The following is a 19,928-nucleotide window of genomic DNA, read 5'->3' on the forward strand; positions in this document are numbered from 1 at the left end:
CGGGACGCATTTTCACCCGCGTTCTCCGAGCGCTTCGGTCAATGCCTCGATGAAGCACTCCATGGCTTCATCCGTGGAAACCGTCACCCGGATCCAGTTGGGAAAACGGAACCCGGTCATGCTGCGGATCATGACGCCCCGAGTCATGAGCTTGCGATAGGCCAGACCGTCATTCATGGGCAGTTTGAGCATGACGAAGTTCCCCTCGCCGGAAACGTACTCCAGTCCCAGCGCCCCGATTTCCCGTACGAGAAAGGACTTCCCCTTCCGCACCAGCTCCCGCGTGCGTTCGATGTGTTCCGCGCATTCCTCGATGGCCGCCAGGGCGGCGAGTTGCGCCAGCACATTGACGGAGTAGACGACGCAGGTCCTTCGAATGACGTCGACCACTTCCATCGCCCCTGCCAGGTACCCGATGCGCAGCCCCGCCAGGGCATACATCTTGGAAAAGGTTCTGAACACGACGAGGTTGGGATATTCCGGGATCAGGTCCATGGCATTCTGGAATTCCGGATCTTCCACGAATTCCGCGTATGCTTCGTCAACGACAACAATCCGGCTCCCTGCCACGCGATCCAGGAAACCACGCAGCATACCCCTCTTCCAGATGCTCCCTGTGGGATTGTTGGGATTGCATACAAACAGGATCTTGGTGCGGTCGTCCATCGCCCGGAGCATCCCTTCCGCGTCGAATCCGAAGTCCGCGAGCGGAACGAGGTGCGCGCCGAATCCGGAAAAGGTGGCCACCCACTCGTAGACCGCAAAGGTTTTGTCCGCTGTGACGATATTGTCCCCCGCCTCGCAGAATGCCTTGATCGCAAAGGAGATGACTTCGTTGGCTCCGTTCCCGACCAGGAACTGATCCGGATGCATGTCGAACTTTTCGGCAAGCTTCAACCGCAGGTAGTAGGCATCCCCGCTGGGATAGACGGATGCCCGCGGCGGCGGGAACTCCCGGATCACCCGCCGTGCGGCGGGAGGAGGCCCCAAGGGGTTTTCGTTGTTGTTCAAGCGAAAAAGCCGCTCGCAACCATAGAGTCTTTTCAGTTCCTCGTCGGGCTTGCTCGGGATGTAGGGTTCGAAGTTTCTGATGTATTCGGGTGTGAGCCTGTCCAGGGGAGGGAAGTTGCTCATGGGCGCTACACCTGGAGTTGGAAAACGACCATGTCGCCCTCTGCGGCATACGGCAGCAGGAGGCGAGGCACGAATCCACGGGCCAGAACGTGCGGGGTGAAGACAGCCTGCCAGGACTGCCCGAGATCAAGCGCGAAAAAAACGTCCCGGAGCCCCTCGCAGCGCAGGAGCGCAACGTGGCCGGCGACGTTCTCACCCGCATCCCGGCCCGGCCAGACCGGCTTCAGGGTCACGGTCTTTTGCGGCCGGTCGAAATCGGCGGAAAGAAGCGAATGTGCGTTCGCGGTTTCCCCTTCGTCGCGCACCATTCGGACCTCGCGGGGCAGAACGAGCCGCTTGAATTCGCCGCGGACGAACTCTTCCAGCTCGGGGTGCACCCACGCCACGGCGCCCGGGTCTTCGTGCATGAGCCGAAACCACGCGCGTTGTTCCAGCACGGTACCGTCTTCGGAGAGCAGCGGGATGCCGCCCAGGGGCTCGAAGTACTCCTGAGGAAAATCGGGCGGCGGACAACGGTTCAACAACCCCACGGCCGGCGTCCGGGCAATGGTGCTTATGGCGGCGTCGAGCAGAGCGTTCCGCATCCGGGTGTTCGGTTCCTGCTCAAAGACATAGGGACCGTAGAATTCCACGGTTTTCGATCCCGCCCAACACCACAGGATGCCGCCGCCGATTTCGCCCGCGGGCCCGAGTGCCGCGAGGGCATGGTATTCGCCGCCGCCCACCATGTCCACGAGCTTGCCCGGGTAATCGAAGAATCCGGGAAGACCCTCACGGCGGTAATACTTTCCCGTGAGGAGCGCGAGAACCTTCAGTTCGTCCCGTTCCGGCGGGCGAATCGAAAACTGCTGCAGAGGCCGGCTCGAAAGCGGGATGTCCGCCTCGGTCTTCGGATAGGCTTTTTCCTTGATGAGCGTGAGGCGCAACCCGCGCTCGCGTGCATGAGTCACATTCAACCGGTCCACGGCTCTGGACGCCAGCACCAGTCCCATCTCGTCCTCACAGCGATCGTCCGCGGGCGACACTTTGGCGGTGAGGTTGAACGCGCGCACGTCGAAGTCCACCGCCGGAAAAGAAAAGTCCGCACGGACGTAGTGGCCGTGAGTCCGACACCGGACCCTGACCTCGCCCCCCTTTGCCCCCATGACGCCGCACAGGTGCGTGAAGATCTCTTCCGCGGCGAGCGTCAGCCCGAGGGCCTCCTTCTTCCCAAGTCCGAAGGCGCCGGCGGACAGTTCCACGAAGGAAGTCACCAACGGCAGGAAAACCGCGTTCCCCCGCACTCTCAAGACAACAGCGTGAGTATGCTCCCGGTTCAATTCCCCCCCTTGCCGACGGTCGCACGGCAGCGGCGGACAAGAATGCGAATCCGCCCGCATCCGGGCCGCGGGCTGCACGAGGCCCCCGTCTTGACGTCGGCATCTCCTGATTCGGGCACTCACTATAGCCCAAGCTTTCGCCCAGTCAAATCAATAAGACGGTGCCCCGTGGGGATTCTCCGCGGGAGGTTCGGGGCATTGGAACCCCCGCTCCCGGGATCGATTCCGCCCGCCTTCCAATCCGAACCGCTTGACGGAACCGATCTTACCCAAGATAATGGTTCCCGGGAGAAAATCGGCCCGGGTGCAAGCCGTGAGGAGAACGGTCCGGGTGACCGGCCGAACACTCGGACTTCCGGAAAGGGGAACTCAGGATGAACCTCGACACCGCAAGGAAGATCGTCATCGCGGTCATCGCCCTGCTGATCTTCCGCGAATTTGCTTCCTTCCTCGCGGCCGTGGCGGGAGCCGTCCCCGCCATGATCGGAGCCGTTCTCGTGCTCTCCGCCCAGCTGTTCTTCTCCAGGCTGGTCGGGAAAGGGCTGCGCCATTACGCCTACATACTCATTCCCACGCTGGTCTTCACCGCCGTCCCGGTTGGGCTCAAGGTCCGCCGTTTCCTCGGAATCGGCGGCCGTTCCTCCCTCGGCCTCCTGTGGGACATCACGCCCATGATGGTGGGGTTCGTGCTCCCGGTCCTCCTCCTCCTGATCGCCTGGTGGATTCTCGGCAAGCAGGGTCCGGGCGTATCGGAAGTCCGGCCCGAAAAGATCGTTAACACCGCCTCACCGCAGTCGTGAGCCCAAGGAATCTGAGGCGCCCGGTTCCGCAGCCGTCATACCGCCATTCCCCCGCGTTCGTGAGGTGCAATCGGGTCCATCCCGCGGAAGGCCGTTGCGCCTTGGCCGGGAGGTGCAACCGGGCACGCTCGATCGCCAGTCGACTCAAGAACCTGCCGTGTCGCGGCGCGGCCATTGTGCCTGGGCTGCCTGGATCGGCGCGTCGGATTCTCGTTTCCCGTATCCCGACCAAGGGGCTCAGCGCAGGGAGAAGCGGCCGTCCCGCTCACGCACGCTGCCCTCCCGGATCAGGCGAACCAGGTGCTTTGCCATCATGCCGCGCTCGCCCATGTCAAAAAAGAAGAGCGGAAGGCGCTCCTTCCCGTAGATGATCCGGCGATTGACGATCTCGTCCAGGGTTCTCGGCTCTTCTTCAAGAAATTCCAGCAGTTTCTTTTCCCGCTGGTCGATCACCGCAAGGTACCGCTCGGCAAGCCCCGTAATGTCCCCTTCGATGATGCCGGCCTCGTGAGAGGTGATGTAAACGTCCGCCGGGATCTTCAGCAGCCGCTCCACCGATGCGATCGTCGCGTCGATATCCGATACCCGGTCGCCGTACCAGGGGCCGAAAGGAGTCAGGTCAAGGTCTGCGAGGAAAAGGACTCCCTCGTCCGGAAAGTGCAGCGCGCAGTGCCCGAAGGTGTGGCCCGGTGTGTGAACCACCCGGGCCTTCGTCCGGCCGAAGTCCAGGATGTCGCCGTCCCTGAAGGTCCGGGCGGGGGAACGTTCCCGGTAATGGAACTCCCCGACCAGAAAATCGCGCCATTCCCCGGTGAAGGGCCCGTCATCGACGCCGTAGCAGTGCAGAAGGGTGGAGTAGAACCTGTAACACATCTCCTCCGCCTCGTGGACCCACAGCGGCACGTCATCGAAAAGACGATTGAAGGCGGTGTGGTCCTCGTGGTAGTGAGTGCAGATCAGGGCGTCGATCCTGTTGCGGGAGGCGATGTCCCTGAGCAGCTCCTCGTCGGAGCCCGGGTCGATGACGGCCTTGCGTTCGTCATCGATGAACAGCGAAGTGCAATACGGGTAGCGCGACTCCTGTCGCCCGGGAATTACGGTGATACATCCGAATTTTCGCAGTTCCATGAGTAACCGTCCCAGTGAATGTCAAGTGCAGATAAAACCGGTTTGGGGAAAAACCGCCGACACGTTCACATTTATCGCACCTTGGCGGCGATGATCAATATTTTGTTTCGGTCCGGCGACACGCCGCCGCATGACTGAAGCCCCCGTTCAGCAAAAATCCGCGTGCCTCTGAATCGGGCAGGATTGGCGGCGGTCACCCGGGCCGCCGCGCACTTCTCGATGCGCCGTCAATACGCGGGACCGCGGGCAAAACACTCCGTCTCCGCGATGCCGGAATTCCGTTAAAGTCCCCGCATTCGCCGGCCGACGATACAAGCGAGACCGGAAAGCTCCGCGGGAGGACAGCGCGGATGACCGGTACCCCGCGCTGCCATGGAAGCATCTTTGAGCCACGGGAGGAACGTTTTGAACGGGAGCGACATGACGTTCTCGGAGGGGTCCCCGATTCGAGTTTACACGACCGCCTGGGGCTACAAAGTGCTCGTTGCGGCCGTCACGATCGTTGGACTCGCCTTTTTCCTCATGATTCTGGGGACCGCCTTTTCCAGGAGCGCGCCGCGCGGGCGCGATCTCACCGTTGCCTATGTGCTCCTGGGAGCGGGATCGGCGATGATCGCGTGCCTTGCTTATGTCTTGGCGTCCACGTTCAGGACCCGCCTCGAGGTCTATTCCGATAGAATCAGGTACATCCGGCTCCTCGGAACGAAGGAGATCCGGATGGACGCCATTCGCGGCTTCAGAATGGTCACCACGCAGAACCGGGAGGCATTGACCCTGGTGCCCAAAGATCCGGCGGTCCCCAGCATCGGAATCGCCCTGACCATCGGGGACAAAAAGGATTTCGTGGAGTGGGCCGGCCGGCGTTTGACCAATCTGGATGAAACGGAATTCCAGGAAGAGATGAAGGAGGCGCTGGGTGATGCCGCCCTGGGCAGCACCGAAGAAGAGCGAACCCTGGCGCTCAGGAGGGCAAAACGGTGGGCGACGTGCCTGAGCGTCGTCGGCACGGGCGTTGCTCTCTGGGCCTATATCAAGCCCACCCCGTACGAATACGCGATTGGGGCGTTGATTGTATTGCCTCCCGCGGCTCTCGCCTCCCTGCGATTCTTCAGGGGGGCTCTTCGATTCGAGTGGAAAGCCCGCAGCGCGTATTCCGGCATTGCCCCCGCACTCTGCTATTCCTGCGGGGCGCTCGCGTTGCGCGCATTCCAGGATTGGAACATCCTGGAATGGGATAATTTCGGGTATTCCTTCATCGCAGTGTTTCTCGGCATGTGGTTCCTGGCGATCATGCACGCCGGGGACACATGGCGGAAGATTCCCACCGCCCTTCTGCTCTTTGGCGTTTGCGCCGCCTACGGTTATGGAACCACAATCTCGGTGAACGGTCTCCTGGACGCATCCGCTCCCGTCCCCTATCAGGCGCGGGTGCTCTCCGCCCGGGGCTGTACCGGAAAGTCCTCTTCCTATCATTTGAAACTCTCCCCCTGGGGGCCACGGAAGGAGGCGAAAGAGATCGAGGTCTCCAGGACCGTTTATCGTCGCTACAAAACGGGGGACACCGTGCAGGTGAGCGTTCGAAACGGCAGGTTGGGAATCCCGTGGTTCGAGGTGCACTGACCGGACGCAGGGTCGAGACCGTTATGGCCGGCGATACGGCACTCGACCATGTTCCATGCGCACCGAGAGCCCGGCAAAAGCGGGTGGAAAAATGGCATCGACGGCTCTTGCGGTGATTGCATTCTGCCTGATTTTCGGCGGAAGACTGCCCCTTTACGGGGGAAGGATTCTTCGTGGAAACAGGCCGCGCCTGCTGGGTGCGCTCATTCTCCCCTTTGCCGTCGGAGGCGTGCTCGTGCCGGGAGTCATCGGAATTTGCGTTGCCGGAATCCCCCTGACGACGCTTGTCACGGTGTTTTTCCTGGCAAAGGGGGAGGAGCCGACCGCCAATGAGGCGAAATGGATTCCTTTCGATTCCGCGACCGGGGGTACAAACTCCGCTCTCCGGGCGTTCGGCTTCCTTGTGATCTTCTTCCTCGCACTGGCTGTGGCGGTTGCCGTGCTCGGGGTGGTCCTGCGCCTGACCCTGGGGCTTTAGCCCTCCGGCGGTGCAAGAGAAGCCGGCCACCCCTGCGGCCTTATTTCTTCGGCTTCTTGATCGTGTTTTTCCTGGGGCGCTGGTACCCGCCCTTGCCCTTGCCCAGGACATGGGCCTTTTTGGGTTCTTTGAAGGCGAGGATCTTCTCCGTAAACAGCATGCATCCCAGGGCCGTTCCCAGGATCATCAGCGACAGGTACTGGCAGATCACGGCAAACAAGGTCCCATCGACACTCCCCCGCTGCGCGAGGTACAGGAAGACGGCGTGGGCCAGGGCAGCGGCGAGACTCACTGCAAAGGCGGTCCGTTCCGCGAGCGGCGTGGTCCGCCGGAACCGGATTGCAGACTCCACAACCGGCAGCACCGGGGCTGCAACGAGAAAGAACGAGAAACCGGCAACCCAGGTCCCCCAGGCAATAACGGCGGCCGCCACCACCAGAAGCAGCAGGGCATATTCGGCCATGGCCCTCATGTACCGCATGTGCAGAATGGTTAAGAACATTTTGACTCCTGCTCGCAGCCTGTCGATTCAGCGCGTAAATCCTCGGAACAGCAACCCTCCCATGCCAAACATGGGACTATCTATTCGTTTTTTCACGATATATTGAATGCGCCCAGAATGCAAGAAGAAATTGGAGGCCGGCCCCGACCCTTCGCCCATCGCTTCCCCGCGGCCCGTCAATCCGATCTATGGGCCGCCAAACGCCAGCGCGGAAAGCTCCCGGTACGCGGGACGATTCCTCTTCTCTGTCTTCTTGCCTTTCAATTATCTTCCCTCGCCATTTGGAAGACATCAAACGACCGCTTGAAACCGGCTGCGAAGTAGTGGATTATAGGGCGTACCGGCAGAACCTGAAGCCGTTCGGCACCGGCACCGGATCTCGGGAATCCGCCCTGCCGGCGCTCCGATGGAAGGGGGCTGCGCCGCATGTCCCTTTCCTGCCTCAGGTTTGCTGGAGACACGGCAGGACGCTCCCGTCGGACGTCCGCCAGTGGTCGACCCCACACGCAATCTTTTCCATGCATCAAAAAAGAAAAACAGGGCTTCATCGTCCGATCGACCGGTGCCGCGCGCGATTTCAGCGCATGAAGGAGCGGCGGCCGGGGACCGGACATTCATCCGCGCGCCCCTTCCGGACCGCCCGGCGGTGGCGTGAGAAGAGAGGAACAGACCCATGCCGAACATTCCCACTGCACATCCGAAAATGCCGTCCCACAGTCTCAAGGCGGGTTTCCTGGCGGTCGTCCTGGCGGTCCTGCTCAGCGCCTCCCACGCCTTCGCCACGCAGGTGCTTTATGTCATCGGGGGAACCACTCCGACCGTGGGGGAACTGATCCTCAAGGACCGCCTGGTAAAAAGGGGATTTGTGGTTGTGGTTCGAGATACCGGGAATGTCGCCGTCGCGAACGCCCTCGACAAGGATTTGATCATCATCTCCGAGTCGGTGGTGTCCACAGGGCTGAAGACGCTTCTGCGCGACGTGCATACCCCCATCATCTGCTTTGAACCCTACCAGTTCGACGACCTGGGCATGACGGATTCCAAGCCGGGCGAATCGTACGGATCGGTCGAAGAGCAACAGAACCTGGTGATCGCCAGGCCGGGTCATCCCCTGGCCGCCTCGCTCGACGGCGTCGTGGAAGTCGCCGAACGGGACATCAGGATGGGATTCGGCACGCCGGGGACGAACGCCATCCCCATCGCCACCCTGATCAACTCTCCGGACATGTACGCGATTTTCGCCTACAAGGCGGGGGCGCGGATGCCTGGGCTCGCGGCGCCGGGCATCCGCATCGGCTACTATCTGCCGCGGAACGCCCCGAACGTGATGACGGCCGAAGGGTGGAAACTGTTCGATGCCGCGGTGACTTGGGCCATGACCCCGCAATTGCCCGCCATACCGCCCACTCCGCCCGGCAAGAGGACGCTCGTTTTTTACAACAACTGTTCCCGGAAGATCTGGGTGGGCGCGTCCGGAACGGTTCCGGATTGTTCCGCGTGCAACTGCGCCAAGCAAAGCTGCCCTGAAAAACCCTGGAAGGGTACAAGCACCGGTTTCGAGCTTCTTCCGACAGCGAACAAAAACACCAAGATCATCCAGGTTCCAAACAACCTGCAATCGGCGGAATTCTGGGCGCGCACCGGCTGCAGATGGGAGACGAACCCCAGCTGGGAGGGGCCGCGGTTCATCTGCGACACCGGCGATTGCGGCAACGCATCTGCGGGATTCAGGGTGCCGTGCAACGGGGGCACCAAGGCTCCCCCCGCGAACGCCCTTGAAGTCACTTTCAATCCGTCCACGGGATTCTTCAACGGAGTCGCCGTGATAAGAACCGACACCTACGATCTCACCAACGTGGACGGTTACAGCCGCGCGATCAAGGTGGAACCCCTGAAGGGAAGGTACAAGAAAGTCAGCCCCTACAACGGACTTCCAAAGTACAACTGCGGGAAAGCGCAGTGCACCTTCGACATGAGGAAGTGCCCTCCGGAGCTGAGCGCGGTCGACGGGAGCGGGAAGAAAGTCTGCTGGAGCCTCTGCAAGGCGGTGATGGACCCGATCCAGCGTGAAAAGCATTCGGTGTTGAAGGCGATCTACAACAACCCCGACAAGCGAGCCCTGGTGTGCTGCGCCTGCGACTGCGGGGCCGGGTGCGGGTGCGGAGACATTCACTGCAAGTACGGTTGTTCGCCCTACAACAAGAATCTGCCCACCCCTCACGGAGGCATCTGCCATTACGAGAAATGGCCCAAACCGAATGCGACGTGGTGCAAGAATGCCGGGCTGAGCGAAGCGAACTGCAACTATCAGGCGATTTACAAGAGCCAGTGCCCCGATGCATACAGTTGGCAATTCAATGACAACAGCAGCACCTTTCAGTGCAAGGACGCCGATTACCTGATCACCTTCTGCCCCAGCATGTAGAGCCGGCGCGGGAAGAGGCTGCATCGGCTCTCACGGGGGATCGCCGACCACCGGTGGAATGCCCCCCTTCGCCCCGGCCGAGCTAAAGTTTAACAGTGACCGGGCGTTCGCGGGCTGTAAACCCGCATGAATGCTAGATCGGTTTTTGAAAAACGCGAAAAGGTAGTGCCACAACGTGTTTGTGATGATGTAACTTATTAAAATGACTAAAATACTTTTTTGATACTGTTAAACTTCAGCATTAATTAATTCGACTTATCAGATTAGAATGAATCAATAAAAAACAAGCTGGTCTGTATCGACATTGGTATCCAAGATTCCAAAGTTCTCCATAAGTGGTGGTGGCTAATATATTATTCCCAAGACGGAGGAATTAATTTCTTGCCATCACGCCATTCTTCAACCAGATGGACATTTGAGATATTACCCCAAACGTTTTCTGTAGCATGATCGAGTACAATAACCTGGAATCCTCCTTTGCTCGCTGTTACCGCAACAGACAAAGCTAAAAATGCTTTGCGTACTGCGACGACGTCCTCATCACGTAAAGCAATCTCCTTTCCCTCATCGTATTCCTTTAATGAGAGAGTCTTAGGAAAATAGACTTGGCTCGGCTGATCTAAAATAAGAAAGGAAGGAACAGGGCTGTATCTAAGAGACAAAAAAAACTGATGCAATCCTACCATCACGGCGATGTGATATGAGAGCCAGTTGGAGCCACTTCCGATTTCCCATAAATAATCTTCCCTTGAGACTCCCCCTATTTTGATCGTGAGGTCATTGATCAACAAACTGACAGGATCGTCAGGTCTCTCAGTATCCAGATGTGGCAAAATTCTCCCGGCGTTCGATTCGACCTTTCGCAGAGCCCGCCTAGTTCTTTCCCTTATTTCACGTTCCGATATCTGGTTCTCGCGAGCGGTGATCTTTTCTCGCAGGTCACTGATTTCGTTCCACAATACACTATCGGTTCCGATTCTCGAATACATCTGAAGAGCTTCTTCCAGGCCTCCAATGAACCGAGACGTTTGCAGCGCGTCGTAACGCCGCTTTTGAGCCTGCTCAGAAGTCTTCCTAAGAGCACTGATTCTGATCCGGATGCCGCGTAGTCTTTCAGAGGCGTCCCGCATTTCTCTCCCGACCCTTTCAAATTCTCGGTCGAACGCTGCTGGGACCTGCTCGAACTCTCCAGCTGTTTTCTCTATCTCTTTAAGCGCTTTATGCAGCCACTCCAGCTTCTCATCGACCTGAATAGAGGAACTGCCACACATCGGGCACTCTTGTTCTTTGTCAAGGTTGTTGAGCATCCATTCCGATACTTTGAGTCTGTCCCTTTGAATGTGGAGTGCCCCATGATAGGTCACGGTGCTTTGCCTGAGAGCAGACATCTCGTCCAAGCGGCCTCTAAGCTCAGAAAGCTCAAAGGAAGCGCTCCTTTCCTCATCTTCAAGTCGCCTCAGTTCCTCAATGGCTTCGTTCACGCTTTGCTCAGTGACTTTAATCTCATCTCCGGAGAATTTCGCCACAGCGGCTAGGATTTCTATCATTTGTTCTCGGGAAGCGTCCTCGGGAACCACCGCTTTAATCAAACCCAGTTCTCTGGCCTCGGAAATCTTGGCGTGCAATTCGGCTAACCATCGCTCGGAAACCAGCTTGATGTTTTCGTACTCGGCCTGTTTTCTTCTGAGGTCCTTCTTTAGTTGGGCAAGTTCATGCTGCATTGCCAGGATCTGCGGATTTATCGCATCAAGAACATAGGGGAAAATAGTCCTGAGCTTCTCGCGATGCTCATAGGTATCAGCCTTGTAAAAAAACACATCGGGGTTTGCCACAATGTTCTGCGGTTGGAACATAAACGCCGACAAGTCCCTGAAACTGGGACGCCCCTTAAACCCACTGCCGAGGCTTTCGGTGTCAAAATCCAGCGCCGTCAAGCCAACCAGTTCATCCAGACTAGCCTTAACCGCTTCGACACCGCTGTTTTTGAGATTAATCTTTTCAGGAACTTCCACTTCTTTACCTTCAATAATGAACATGTCGCCCGTCGCTTTTTGAAACCCAGGTTCGCGTCTGGCAAACAGTTTCTCGCCGGTACCTGTCTGGACTACTACTCCAAACCATTCGCATGAGTTCCGGATAGTGTTTACTGGAATCCTGCATTTTTTGGAACCAAGGCAATAATCTATGATCGGTATGATTGCTGATTTTCCAGTCCTGGAACCGCCGCTGATAACGTTTACTTTGCCCTTCTCGAACGGCAGGCGACGAGGCTCCAGGCTTCCATTTTTCGGCCAGAGGACGATCTCTTTTATTTGAAAAAACATCAGAATCCTACCTTCAAAATGATAGAAATTTCATAAAGAGAGAGCTTTGAGCACCAGGACCCGAGTTTTTTGGTCCCATCGAACATCGGTCTTATGGATTGGGGGATGCCGGCTCGAAGTGGTGTTTGTGATAAAGGTATGGCTTTCCCGCTCATCATGTCCAGCATCAAAAGGTTGGACGCAATAGCAAAGGTCAGAGATTCCATGGTTAAGCTGCGCATTTGAAGGGCTCGATCATGTATGGCCAGAATTAAATCTGATTTCGATTCCCTGGAAGTGGAGAATTTGGCAGCTAAGGCTCTCAGCCCGGACCTCTCTTGGGTATTCAGCACAAACCGGAAAGTCGCTTCGTGCAAGACGATTGGTAGCACAATAAATAGCAAGGGTAGAGGAACAGCCGACCGAATTTCGCTATTCTCTTCATACCCGACAGAAAAGTTCCATACCAGCATTCCCCCTAAGGCGGGATTCTGAACGTATTCCACTTCTCGACTGAGACTTGACATATCTTGGAGCATCTAAAGACTCCCAACTATTACAAATTCTTTTCATATTCCGGATGCCATCCGACCTTGAGATCATCGGCCAAGGCATGAAAACTTCCCGGTGTGAAATGGGGTGGAACTTCTAGCCCTTCCAATTTCACTTCTTGATTTCCACAGTCCGAGTAAAGATACTTCCCTCTCTCAACAGCGCTCTTGTCTTTTAGGGCAATTTCTGTTTGTTGCTTCAGGTTTTCCCATGTTCTTACCAGTTTTGACTCGAATTTGTCGAAACTGGTCCGATGAACTAACCCTTTGGCGCTCCATAAAGTCCGATCAGCAGATGAAAGCAGATAGTCTTTGACCGCCATTATTTTCTGGCCATAACTAGCCTCAATTATTTCCAGCTGCCTTACATATTGTCTAACTTTTAGGTCCCTTTCTATTTCTGACCGAGACGGCTCTTGCGCATACGATGTCAGAATAGTCCGATTATCATGAGCCCTTTCAAAGCTTATCATATCCTTTCTAAACTCTTCTACTAATATGTTGGCTGGAACCCCTTTTTCGAGCAATTTGTCAGTCTTTTCTTTGACCCAGCCGAGAGAGTACCTGATTGCGTCGTCGACCATATCGTCTGGCACAAAAGTTCTCTTCAGCAACGGCGCCAAATCGGATACAGGACTTCCGCTGCCGAAGACAAGTTTGAACCTGAAAATTATCCGACTTATTACTGATTCGTCAGCCTCAAAAACCTTAGCCAGGTATGGCCGTAAGGTATCACTGATCCCGCGTAAAGGTTCTGATCCCTTCTTCGAAATCCCAAGAATCGCTTTGGCTTCCTGAAAAGCAGAAACTGCTTCCTCCAAAGTGGCTGCATCTGAGAACTGCTTTGCAATACCGGCGGGCACCACTTTTGAGACGTAAATTTCGAAATAGGTCTTGTCCAGTTCCAAAGCCCCAGCCGTTACCGCATCTATCCAATTGGCAAAGGTTTTCCAAAGACCCTCAGCACGATCAGAGACAGGATTGCTGAAGATCGCGCTCTTAACCTGTTCAGCGGTTCGGGTCCCATCTTCTCTTTCCGCTCCGACATCTTCAAAGACCTCGAGGCTAATGGTGTGTTCTGAAAGAGCATCCAATAGCCTTGCCAGCAAGCGAGTAGTTTGCAGTGAGTAGCCCAAGTACTGACCAGGTGCCTGAGTCGGACTTCTCTCAATTTTTTTTCTCCGCATCTTTTTAGCCTTGGCTTGAACATGTTTTCCAGAGCGCATGAGGAGAGTAAATAATAAAGTGATTTTCTCTCCTCAAGATATTAATGTCGGTCACTTGTTTGGTATCTGTTTTCGTTTAGCCTCTCTGTACAAGAAGCCCTTCTGGTGGCTTCTCCAGGGTAATTCTTGATTCTTCCAGAGACTTATTTCTGGCCTTAAGCCCCTTTGCGTAAATCCTCAGATCTTCCAGATCTCTCTTGATCTCATCGGGACCGGGGAAAGAAACCTGCCTGGCTCTGGTTCTGTCGTGTCCTGAAAATTCAGAGGCTCTCTTCATCGCAAAATAGATCCGTCGATAATCTTCATCCTCTACCTGAGCCCCCTTCAAAGACTGCGTCATCACTCCTGTTTGGAACCGAGTCACCACCCCGTTGAAAAGGAGCTCTTCCACCAGGCGCTCCCATGTTTCCCGCAAGCTACTATAAAAATCCATCACAGCTCTTCGATACTGGTCTCCCGAGGTATCTTGAATATTCCGGATAAGCGGTAATTTCTTCTCCTCTAAATATTGAAGGCGAGCGTTTACCTTTTTTGCTTGCCAAGGCTCCTCTTTGTTGAGGATAGTTCCAAATCCATGTTCACTGGTAGCCCGAATCCAATGGCGGGTTAGGGGCACTTGGGCTTCCGCAGCTGCCATCCAAAGTTCATAGTAAAATACGAGGTCATGGGTAAATATGATTACCTGGCCGCCTCTTTTAGCCTCCTGCACCAATCGCATCGCTACCCGACGAGTCCGGACATGGTCCAATGAGGAAACCGGATCATCGAGGATAATCCCGCTGTGATGAGGAATCGTGTTCACCTCGGTGAGAAAACAGGCGAGGGCCAGCGCCCTGAATTCTCCATCACTGAGAATATCCTTGTTTTGCAGTCGCTGAACGATATCGAGGTCAACGCCGAGAAAACTAACTCCTCGATCACTTCTTTCGTGAATCTTAAAGGGTAGGTGCTCAAGACGAAACTCTTTAACTTCCTTGCTTAGGCGTTCCTCAAACTCCTGCGTAATAAAGAGCCTACGTAACTCTGAATTCTTTTTGGAAATTGCCGTAGTGTCGCAGGCAGCTTTGCACTGCTTGAGCTTAGATAGGGTTGTAAGTTGCCGGAGGCGAATCAAAATAATCCTAATATTTTCTGACAGTTGCTTGCCAGCCAAAAGGTCTTCCTTGCGCTGCTCCAAAATTGCGCGTTGCTCAGGGTTTTGTGATTGCTCATATCCGCGTAGCAATTTATTAAGTCGCTCTATCGCAGAGGAAAGCTTTGGTGCGGGTGAAGGCGGCAGCACGGGCAGTGCTTCAAGCCCCACTAGTTCCTGCCAGGATTTCACGAAGGCAGTTTGGCGAGTGGCTACCGCTTTGAAGAACTCCACAATCTCTTCTTCCAGCGCGTTGCTGGCGGGATCAATAGTCTCCATGCCGAGCAAAAACGTTTCGATCTCATTACGGGGCCGAAGTGTAAACCGACTAAAGGTCGCTATCTCCTTAGTCAGAGATTGCTCCAGCTTTTTGGCTTGCGCTTCAGCAGTATCCTTTATGAAGGCTTCAAATCGTTTAAGACGATGAGAGGCGTCCGGTGTGAGAGGTTGCTGACATAAGACGCAGACCTTACCGGCACCAGTGACCGGAAAAGACAACCCGGGATAGGCAATTTCACTATATTTCCGGGCATACCCAAACATGAGCCGCCAGGGTTCTGTACCAACACCGGACAGCGGCTCGTTTTGAAAGGCTGTTTTTGCCGTTAAAGCAGCTGCCGCCCGAGCTGTCTTGGTAGTCTTAACATTCGCGATAAGTTTTCGAAGGGCATCATCCCCTACTACTGCTCCGGCATTGCTTAGGTCAGTTTTCAGCTGCTCAACCCCCGCTTTTAGTTGACGACACCGGGCGGCGAGGGCCTGTGCATCTGTTTTTAGCGTGCGTTCAATCCTATTGAGTTCCTGCTCGGATTCCTGGTCCCACTGGGCCAACTCTCTCAACTGGGTAACAGTGGGCAATGCTTTAGTGGGTGTCGCAGAAACAAGCTTGGCAACTATCTCTGCAATCTTGGTGCGAGGCGCGAATTGAGGCAAAGGGGTGGCAAGTTGGACTTCGAGTGCTCTAATCTCTGTATCAACGCTTCCGGCAAGTGACTGACACAACGCCCCGAGTTTCGGTAAAATATCCATACTGTGCGGCAGAAACTCTAATTTGTTTTCTTTGTCGGCATAGATCGGAACTGTCCTGGTATCAAAGACAGAGAACCGGCCCAGTTCCGGTGGTGGTTCTTCTCCATCGAGCCACCGGACCTTCTTTGGGGCATCGGTTCCTGCCGAAAAGCGTACCGTTACTTCAGCGGGCGGGGTTTGTTCCGACTTGAAGGCATTCCCGAAGATCTGTTCTTCTCCGCCTGACCGGACGCGGCAGAGCTTTTTGAGTAACCGACAGTACCCACTCTTCCTGCTCCCATTATCACCATAGACGACAGTAATTCCGTCAACTGCGAACTGGAGCGTCTGGTTTTCCGCTAAGCGATTAACGAACTTAACTTCCCCGAGAGAGTATAAGGTCACCTTGGGTACTTGCGGCGATTCTGGTGCAGTATGGGATTCAGTGAGACATTCAGGACATGGCGCCTGCTCGGAAGGAAGAATACCGTAGCAAACTTTCAACAATTGGAGGGCCTGATCCGTATCCTCCTTCCTAAGCTCACTCTTTGTATAGATTCTTCGAATAAGATCCTGTTGCCAGGGATCACGGTTTTGTGCAAAAGAGAGAATCTTTTTGATCGGAGACATTTTGTTCCTTATTTAGCGTAGAAACTTAAAGTCCCAGCGATTCCAACCACCTCCTACGGTCCAATGTTTTAGGGCAACATTATAGAGCGACTAGGACGAAAGTAAACATGAAAATTACAACAATTCTAGAAATTTACGATTGCACTGGATAGGTCACCGTTGATTGATCTGCCTTGTGAGCCTCCTTGAATTCAGGGACAGCTGATCCACTAAGCTCAAGATCTCACCAAAAATTCTAAAGGGCAAGTGAAGATTGCACTTGCCCCAAATTTCACCTGCCCCAGGACCTATCCGCCCTGCCAAGTTCGGCACGGTTCTACGTATTCGCACCCGTTGCACTAGAAACTCAGTCTTGGAAAAAAATGCCAAAGCTGATTCCCTTGAGCGTTTCCTTGGCCAAATGAAAGAACCGCTGGTGGTCAATGCTTACCGGCCTTACCTCAAGCGAAAGCATTTTGGGCTTTTTGGTCTTGAAAAAATTCACCACTCGCAGAACCCGCGGCCGTTTTCCGCGGAGCCTTTTTTAGGCATAACTGTAGGCAATGAGCTGCAGGTTCATGTTTTCCCAGAGGCGTTAATTATAGGTGTGATATGTCAATATGAAAGTGGTTTTGAAAAAATAGCCAAATAACAAATTTATATAAAGCTAATAAGTTGAGTAATATAATAAGATGGAATATTAAATACAATAGCATCACAAGCTGTCTGGCAACCGCCTGCAACGCATAAGCAATCTGGAAGATTGCCGCATTTTTTCTTGACATTCAAAATTATTTTGTGGTATACATTGCAACCTATGCCATACCACTATTGGATGTAGATACTATTTCTATTCCAACTATCTATTCAAATAATAATATTAAATTTTAATTCAATCACAAATTCAAATCCAATCGGAATTAGTTCCCAATTGTAATTTATATATAATTAAAATGTACTTATGTCAATATAATTAAATTAACAATTTCCAATTTCAACCGAAATTGATTCAAAAATATAAAACCAAACCCCAAAATTACAATCCAACATTTGATTTTCATTAGCTTTCTCTCCATTTCGGCTGAAATCGTAGCTTTAAAATGTGATCGATAACTGCGATTGGCTCCGAATTATATAACAATCATATAAATGGAATTGATTTATTAAATATAAAATGGATTGATTATTTATCCACCAATGCCATTGATATGTATCTTTACAATTTGCAATTTTGGTCGGAATTTATTACGAATTATATAAATCAATTCCATTAATTATATATTTTGCCAATTTGTCATTATTTTTCTCCGTTTTTCGGCAGAAATCGTAGTTTTTAAAAATTGTGTTTGAACGCAGGAATTAAATGAAGAAAGAAAGGGGGAATAGCGATGGATGACACAATTGATGACTGGGAATTGCAGCGAATTCTTGAAGAATCCCAAAAGGCAGTGCGCTGTAAAAACTGTTTCCATTACGAAAAGCAGGAGGCGGTGGCGCCAGCCTACGCCCACTGCAAATTGAAAGGAGAGATCAAAAAATATGATGAATATTGCTGGGAATGGACAACCACACCTTGGGGCCGGTGCCAGCTGGCCAGTCAAAAGGAGACTGCGATGAGTCAGTACAAAGTAAAGAAAATTTTGTCGGCAAGCCTGAAAGGAATAGACGGAGTCACCCTGGATGATCATGGCCCGATTTATCTCCGCCACAAAGGCAGGAGGTTTCCAACATTCAAGCTCACCTGGGCCAATGAAAAATTCAACGTCTGTCTAAACTTCGGCGGTGTGAAGAGCCCGGCACTAATGTCAATTCGCAATGAAGACGAGGCCATGAAATTTGTCAAGGCCTATAAACTGATGACGGAAATTCGGGCTGGAAGAAAAGGGTGAGTTGCCGGCGCGGCGGCAATTGCTGGAAACTGTCACGCGCCTTGCCTCATAGCCACATAAATTGAATTTTCGCCAGATTCTTTCGAAATACGGCTTAGAGCGGTGGGATAATTTTTCAAACAAAGCAGAAATGAATTAAGGAAGCAGGCTTTCTGCTTCCTTAATTTTCTAACCCGCATTATTCACGAGGCTTGGCGAGAAAGCCGTTGAATGTGACCATCATGAGTGACGGAGACGGATTTTTCGGTGGTCCGTGCTGTTGAGAGGCACTGGAATCGGTCCCGAATCCTGTGTTTCGGTTTTCGCCTCATATTTTTGTGCCCGACAGCCCGATATTGGGCGCACCTGTAGTGTTGACATCGGTTTTCATGGTGATCAGGCTTCGGTACGGGAGGCCGTGCCTTCAGCATCGGAGCGGCATTTGCCGAATATTTTGCAGTGCGGTGGCAAAGAGGCGTTGATAGGGATAGGCGCGCGGCATGGTAAAGAGGATGCGCCGCACGCTCTGGACCACCCGTGCGCCGACTTTGAGCAGTTTGAGCTTGAGGGTGTCGACTGTGGCGGCAGCCAGTTCCGTTCCGGCAAGGCTCCGGCGCAGGTGCCAAAACAGAACGAAGGCGAAGGTGTGCAGCAGCAGCCGAAACTGGTTGGCCTGGAACCGGGTGCAGCTCAGCCGATCGGCTTTGAGATGAACCTTGAGCTCCTTGATCCGGTTCTCGGCATCGCCCCGGCCGGTGTAGATGCCGTCATAAATCCCTGCGGCGGATTCAAGGATGTTGGTCACCACAAAGCGGGTGTTGAGGCCCCGGGAGAGTCGCTCGACCTTGGCAATAACCCGACGTGATCGTTGCCAGGATCCGGCTCGATGGTAAAAGCTGCCAAAGAGTCTTTGCTTCGCTCCGGTTTTGGCGAACTGCCTCTCGGCTTTGATCACCAGGTTGGCGGCACGTTTGCGAAGACGGTCATTGGTGATCAGGCCGATCGTGTATTTGACCTTCTCGCGCTCAAGGAGCCTGTAGATGGCCGGTACGGCAAAGCCTGCATCGGCGCGCACCAGAATAGTGGCGCCCGGATAGGCATGTTTGAGGCGGCGGATGATGCGCTTCAAGATTGCCGCCGCTCCTTTGGACGCGTGTGCGTTGCCCGCGCGCAGCACCGCGGCTACCGGAAAACCGGTGAGCCCGTCAAAGATCAGCAGCGGATGCAGCATGTACTGATCGTAGTAGCCGTGGAAGAAGGAGAGTTGCTGCAAGCCGTGAACGGGATCATCCGTTGCGTCCATATCGAGCACGATTACCTTGCGCGGAGCCGGGTGTGCGGCCACATAGGCGTCAATCAGGGCGTCGCTCAGGCGGCGAAGCTCACAGTTCCCTACACGGTTTTCGAAACGTGAGAGCGTCGGTTGGGAAGCCAGTGCCGGATCGGTTTCGGGCAACCTGCCAACGGCGGTTTTGAGCCCCGGATCAAAGCGCAGGGATTGATGATCGTTGCCGTCTTCGTAGCCCATCGCAATGGCGAAAAGGCGTTGGCGCAAGAGTTCCTCCTGGCCATGGTGCACTTTGGCCTGATCGCGACGGTCGGAAAGTGCCCGGCTCATGGAGGAAGAAAGATCCGTTGCGCGATCGATTTCCCGCAGCAGCAATGAGCCGCCGTCCGAGGTCATTGGGCCGGCCGAAAACTCGGCCACAACAGAGCGCGAATCAAGGTTTGCAAAAGAGAGTTGTTTATGACAGACTGTATTCAACGGACATTCCTTTTGTTTCGTGTTTTCTCTTGTCAAGTCAACACGTTACAGGATGTCCGT

Annotated in this window: 15 protein-coding genes; 6 read left to right on the top strand and 9 right to left on the bottom strand. The window is 54.2% G+C overall.

Annotated elements, in window-relative coordinates; genetic code table 11:
- Positions 1–12 precede the first annotated feature (12 nt).
- Both hisC and SFUM_RS10435 read right to left on the bottom strand, forming a co-directional pair.
- The gene (gene hisC / locus SFUM_RS10430) at positions 13–1,134 is read right to left on the bottom strand and encodes a histidinol-phosphate transaminase (RefSeq protein ID WP_011698868.1); all 1,122 of its coding nucleotides are present in this window, start codon (positions 1,132–1,134) and stop codon (positions 13–15) included.
- A 5-nt stretch (positions 1,135–1,139) separates the two neighbouring features.
- On the bottom strand, positions 1,140–2,453 hold the full coding sequence (locus SFUM_RS10435) for an ATP-binding protein (protein ID WP_011698869.1): 1,314 nt from the start codon (positions 2,451–2,453) through the stop codon (positions 1,140–1,142).
- Positions 2,454–2,827: 374 nt separating this feature from the next.
- On the opposite strand from SFUM_RS10435, the gene SFUM_RS10440 reads away from it, so the two are divergent.
- Complete coding sequence (locus SFUM_RS10440; RefSeq protein ID WP_011698870.1) at positions 2,828–3,253, top strand: hypothetical protein; 426 nt, start codon at positions 2,828–2,830, stop codon at positions 3,251–3,253.
- 237 nt (positions 3,254–3,490) lie between these two features.
- Here SFUM_RS10440 and SFUM_RS10445 read toward each other — a convergent pair whose 3' ends face one another.
- The gene (locus tag SFUM_RS10445) at positions 3,491–4,381 is read right to left on the bottom strand and encodes an MBL fold metallo-hydrolase (RefSeq protein WP_011698871.1); all 891 of its coding nucleotides are present in this window, start codon (positions 4,379–4,381) and stop codon (positions 3,491–3,493) included.
- A gap of 420 nt (positions 4,382–4,801) precedes the next feature.
- On the opposite strand from SFUM_RS10445, the gene SFUM_RS10450 reads away from it, so the two are divergent.
- Together SFUM_RS10450 and SFUM_RS10455 are read left to right on the top strand one after the other, a co-directional pair.
- Positions 4,802–6,001 carry a hypothetical protein gene (locus SFUM_RS10450; protein WP_011698872.1) on the top strand — a complete coding sequence of 400 codons (1,200 nt, stop codon included), beginning with the start codon at positions 4,802–4,804 and terminating at the stop codon, positions 5,999–6,001.
- A 91-nt stretch (positions 6,002–6,092) separates the two neighbouring features.
- Entirely contained in the window at positions 6,093–6,479 is a 387-nt protein-coding gene (locus SFUM_RS10455) for a hypothetical protein (RefSeq protein ID WP_011698873.1), read from the top strand.
- Positions 6,480–6,519: 40 nt separating this feature from the next.
- On the opposite strand, the gene SFUM_RS10460 is transcribed toward SFUM_RS10455, so the two are convergent.
- On the bottom strand, positions 6,520–6,981 hold the full coding sequence (locus tag SFUM_RS10460) for a hypothetical protein (RefSeq protein WP_011698874.1): 462 nt from the start codon (positions 6,979–6,981) through the stop codon (positions 6,520–6,522).
- A 673-nt stretch (positions 6,982–7,654) separates the two neighbouring features.
- Between SFUM_RS10460 and SFUM_RS10465 the strand changes: the two genes are divergently transcribed.
- Positions 7,655–9,406, top strand: a complete 1,752-nt coding sequence (locus tag SFUM_RS10465; RefSeq protein ID WP_011698875.1) for a thaumatin family protein — start codon at positions 7,655–7,657, stop codon at positions 9,404–9,406.
- A gap of 353 nt (positions 9,407–9,759) precedes the next feature.
- Here the strand turns inward: SFUM_RS10465 and SFUM_RS10470 are convergent, their stop codons facing one another.
- From SFUM_RS10470 to SFUM_RS10485, 4 genes are all read right to left on the bottom strand, one after another.
- Positions 9,760–11,730 carry a DUF3732 domain-containing protein gene (locus SFUM_RS10470; RefSeq protein WP_011698876.1) on the bottom strand — a complete coding sequence of 657 codons (1,971 nt, stop codon included), beginning with the start codon at positions 11,728–11,730 and terminating at the stop codon, positions 9,760–9,762.
- The gene (locus tag SFUM_RS10475) at positions 11,730–12,248 is read right to left on the bottom strand and encodes a three component ABC system middle component (protein ID WP_011698877.1); all 519 of its coding nucleotides are present in this window, start codon (positions 12,246–12,248) and stop codon (positions 11,730–11,732) included. Before SFUM_RS10475 ends, SFUM_RS10470 begins: the two co-directional genes overlap by 1 nt.
- Before the next feature lie 17 nt (positions 12,249–12,265).
- A complete protein-coding gene (locus SFUM_RS10480) occupies positions 12,266–13,447 on the bottom strand; it encodes an ABC-three component system protein (protein WP_150109482.1) in 1,182 nt (393 codons plus the stop codon).
- Between the two features lie 115 nt (positions 13,448–13,562).
- Entirely contained in the window at positions 13,563–16,256 is a 2,694-nt protein-coding gene (locus SFUM_RS10485; protein ID WP_011698879.1) for an AAA family ATPase, read from the bottom strand.
- Between the two features lie 352 nt (positions 16,257–16,608).
- Between SFUM_RS10485 and SFUM_RS22945 the strand changes: the two genes are divergently transcribed.
- The gene (locus SFUM_RS22945; RefSeq protein ID WP_150109483.1) at positions 16,609–16,887 is read left to right on the top strand and encodes a hypothetical protein; all 279 of its coding nucleotides are present in this window, start codon (positions 16,609–16,611) and stop codon (positions 16,885–16,887) included.
- A 736-nt stretch (positions 16,888–17,623) separates the two neighbouring features.
- Positions 17,624–18,124, top strand: a complete 501-nt coding sequence (locus SFUM_RS10490) for a hypothetical protein (RefSeq protein WP_011698880.1) — start codon at positions 17,624–17,626, stop codon at positions 18,122–18,124.
- Positions 18,125–18,527: 403 nt separating this feature from the next.
- Here the strand turns inward: SFUM_RS10490 and SFUM_RS10495 are convergent, their stop codons facing one another.
- A complete protein-coding gene (locus SFUM_RS10495) occupies positions 18,528–19,904 on the bottom strand; it encodes an IS1380-like element ISSfu1 family transposase (RefSeq protein ID WP_100255602.1) in 1,377 nt (458 codons plus the stop codon).
- Between the last annotated feature and the right edge of the window lie 24 nt (positions 19,905–19,928).

Origin of the sequence: Syntrophobacter fumaroxidans MPOB (assembly GCF_000014965.1) — a bacterium.
Taxonomy (GTDB): domain Bacteria; phylum Desulfobacterota; class Syntrophobacteria; order Syntrophobacterales; family Syntrophobacteraceae; genus Syntrophobacter; species Syntrophobacter fumaroxidans.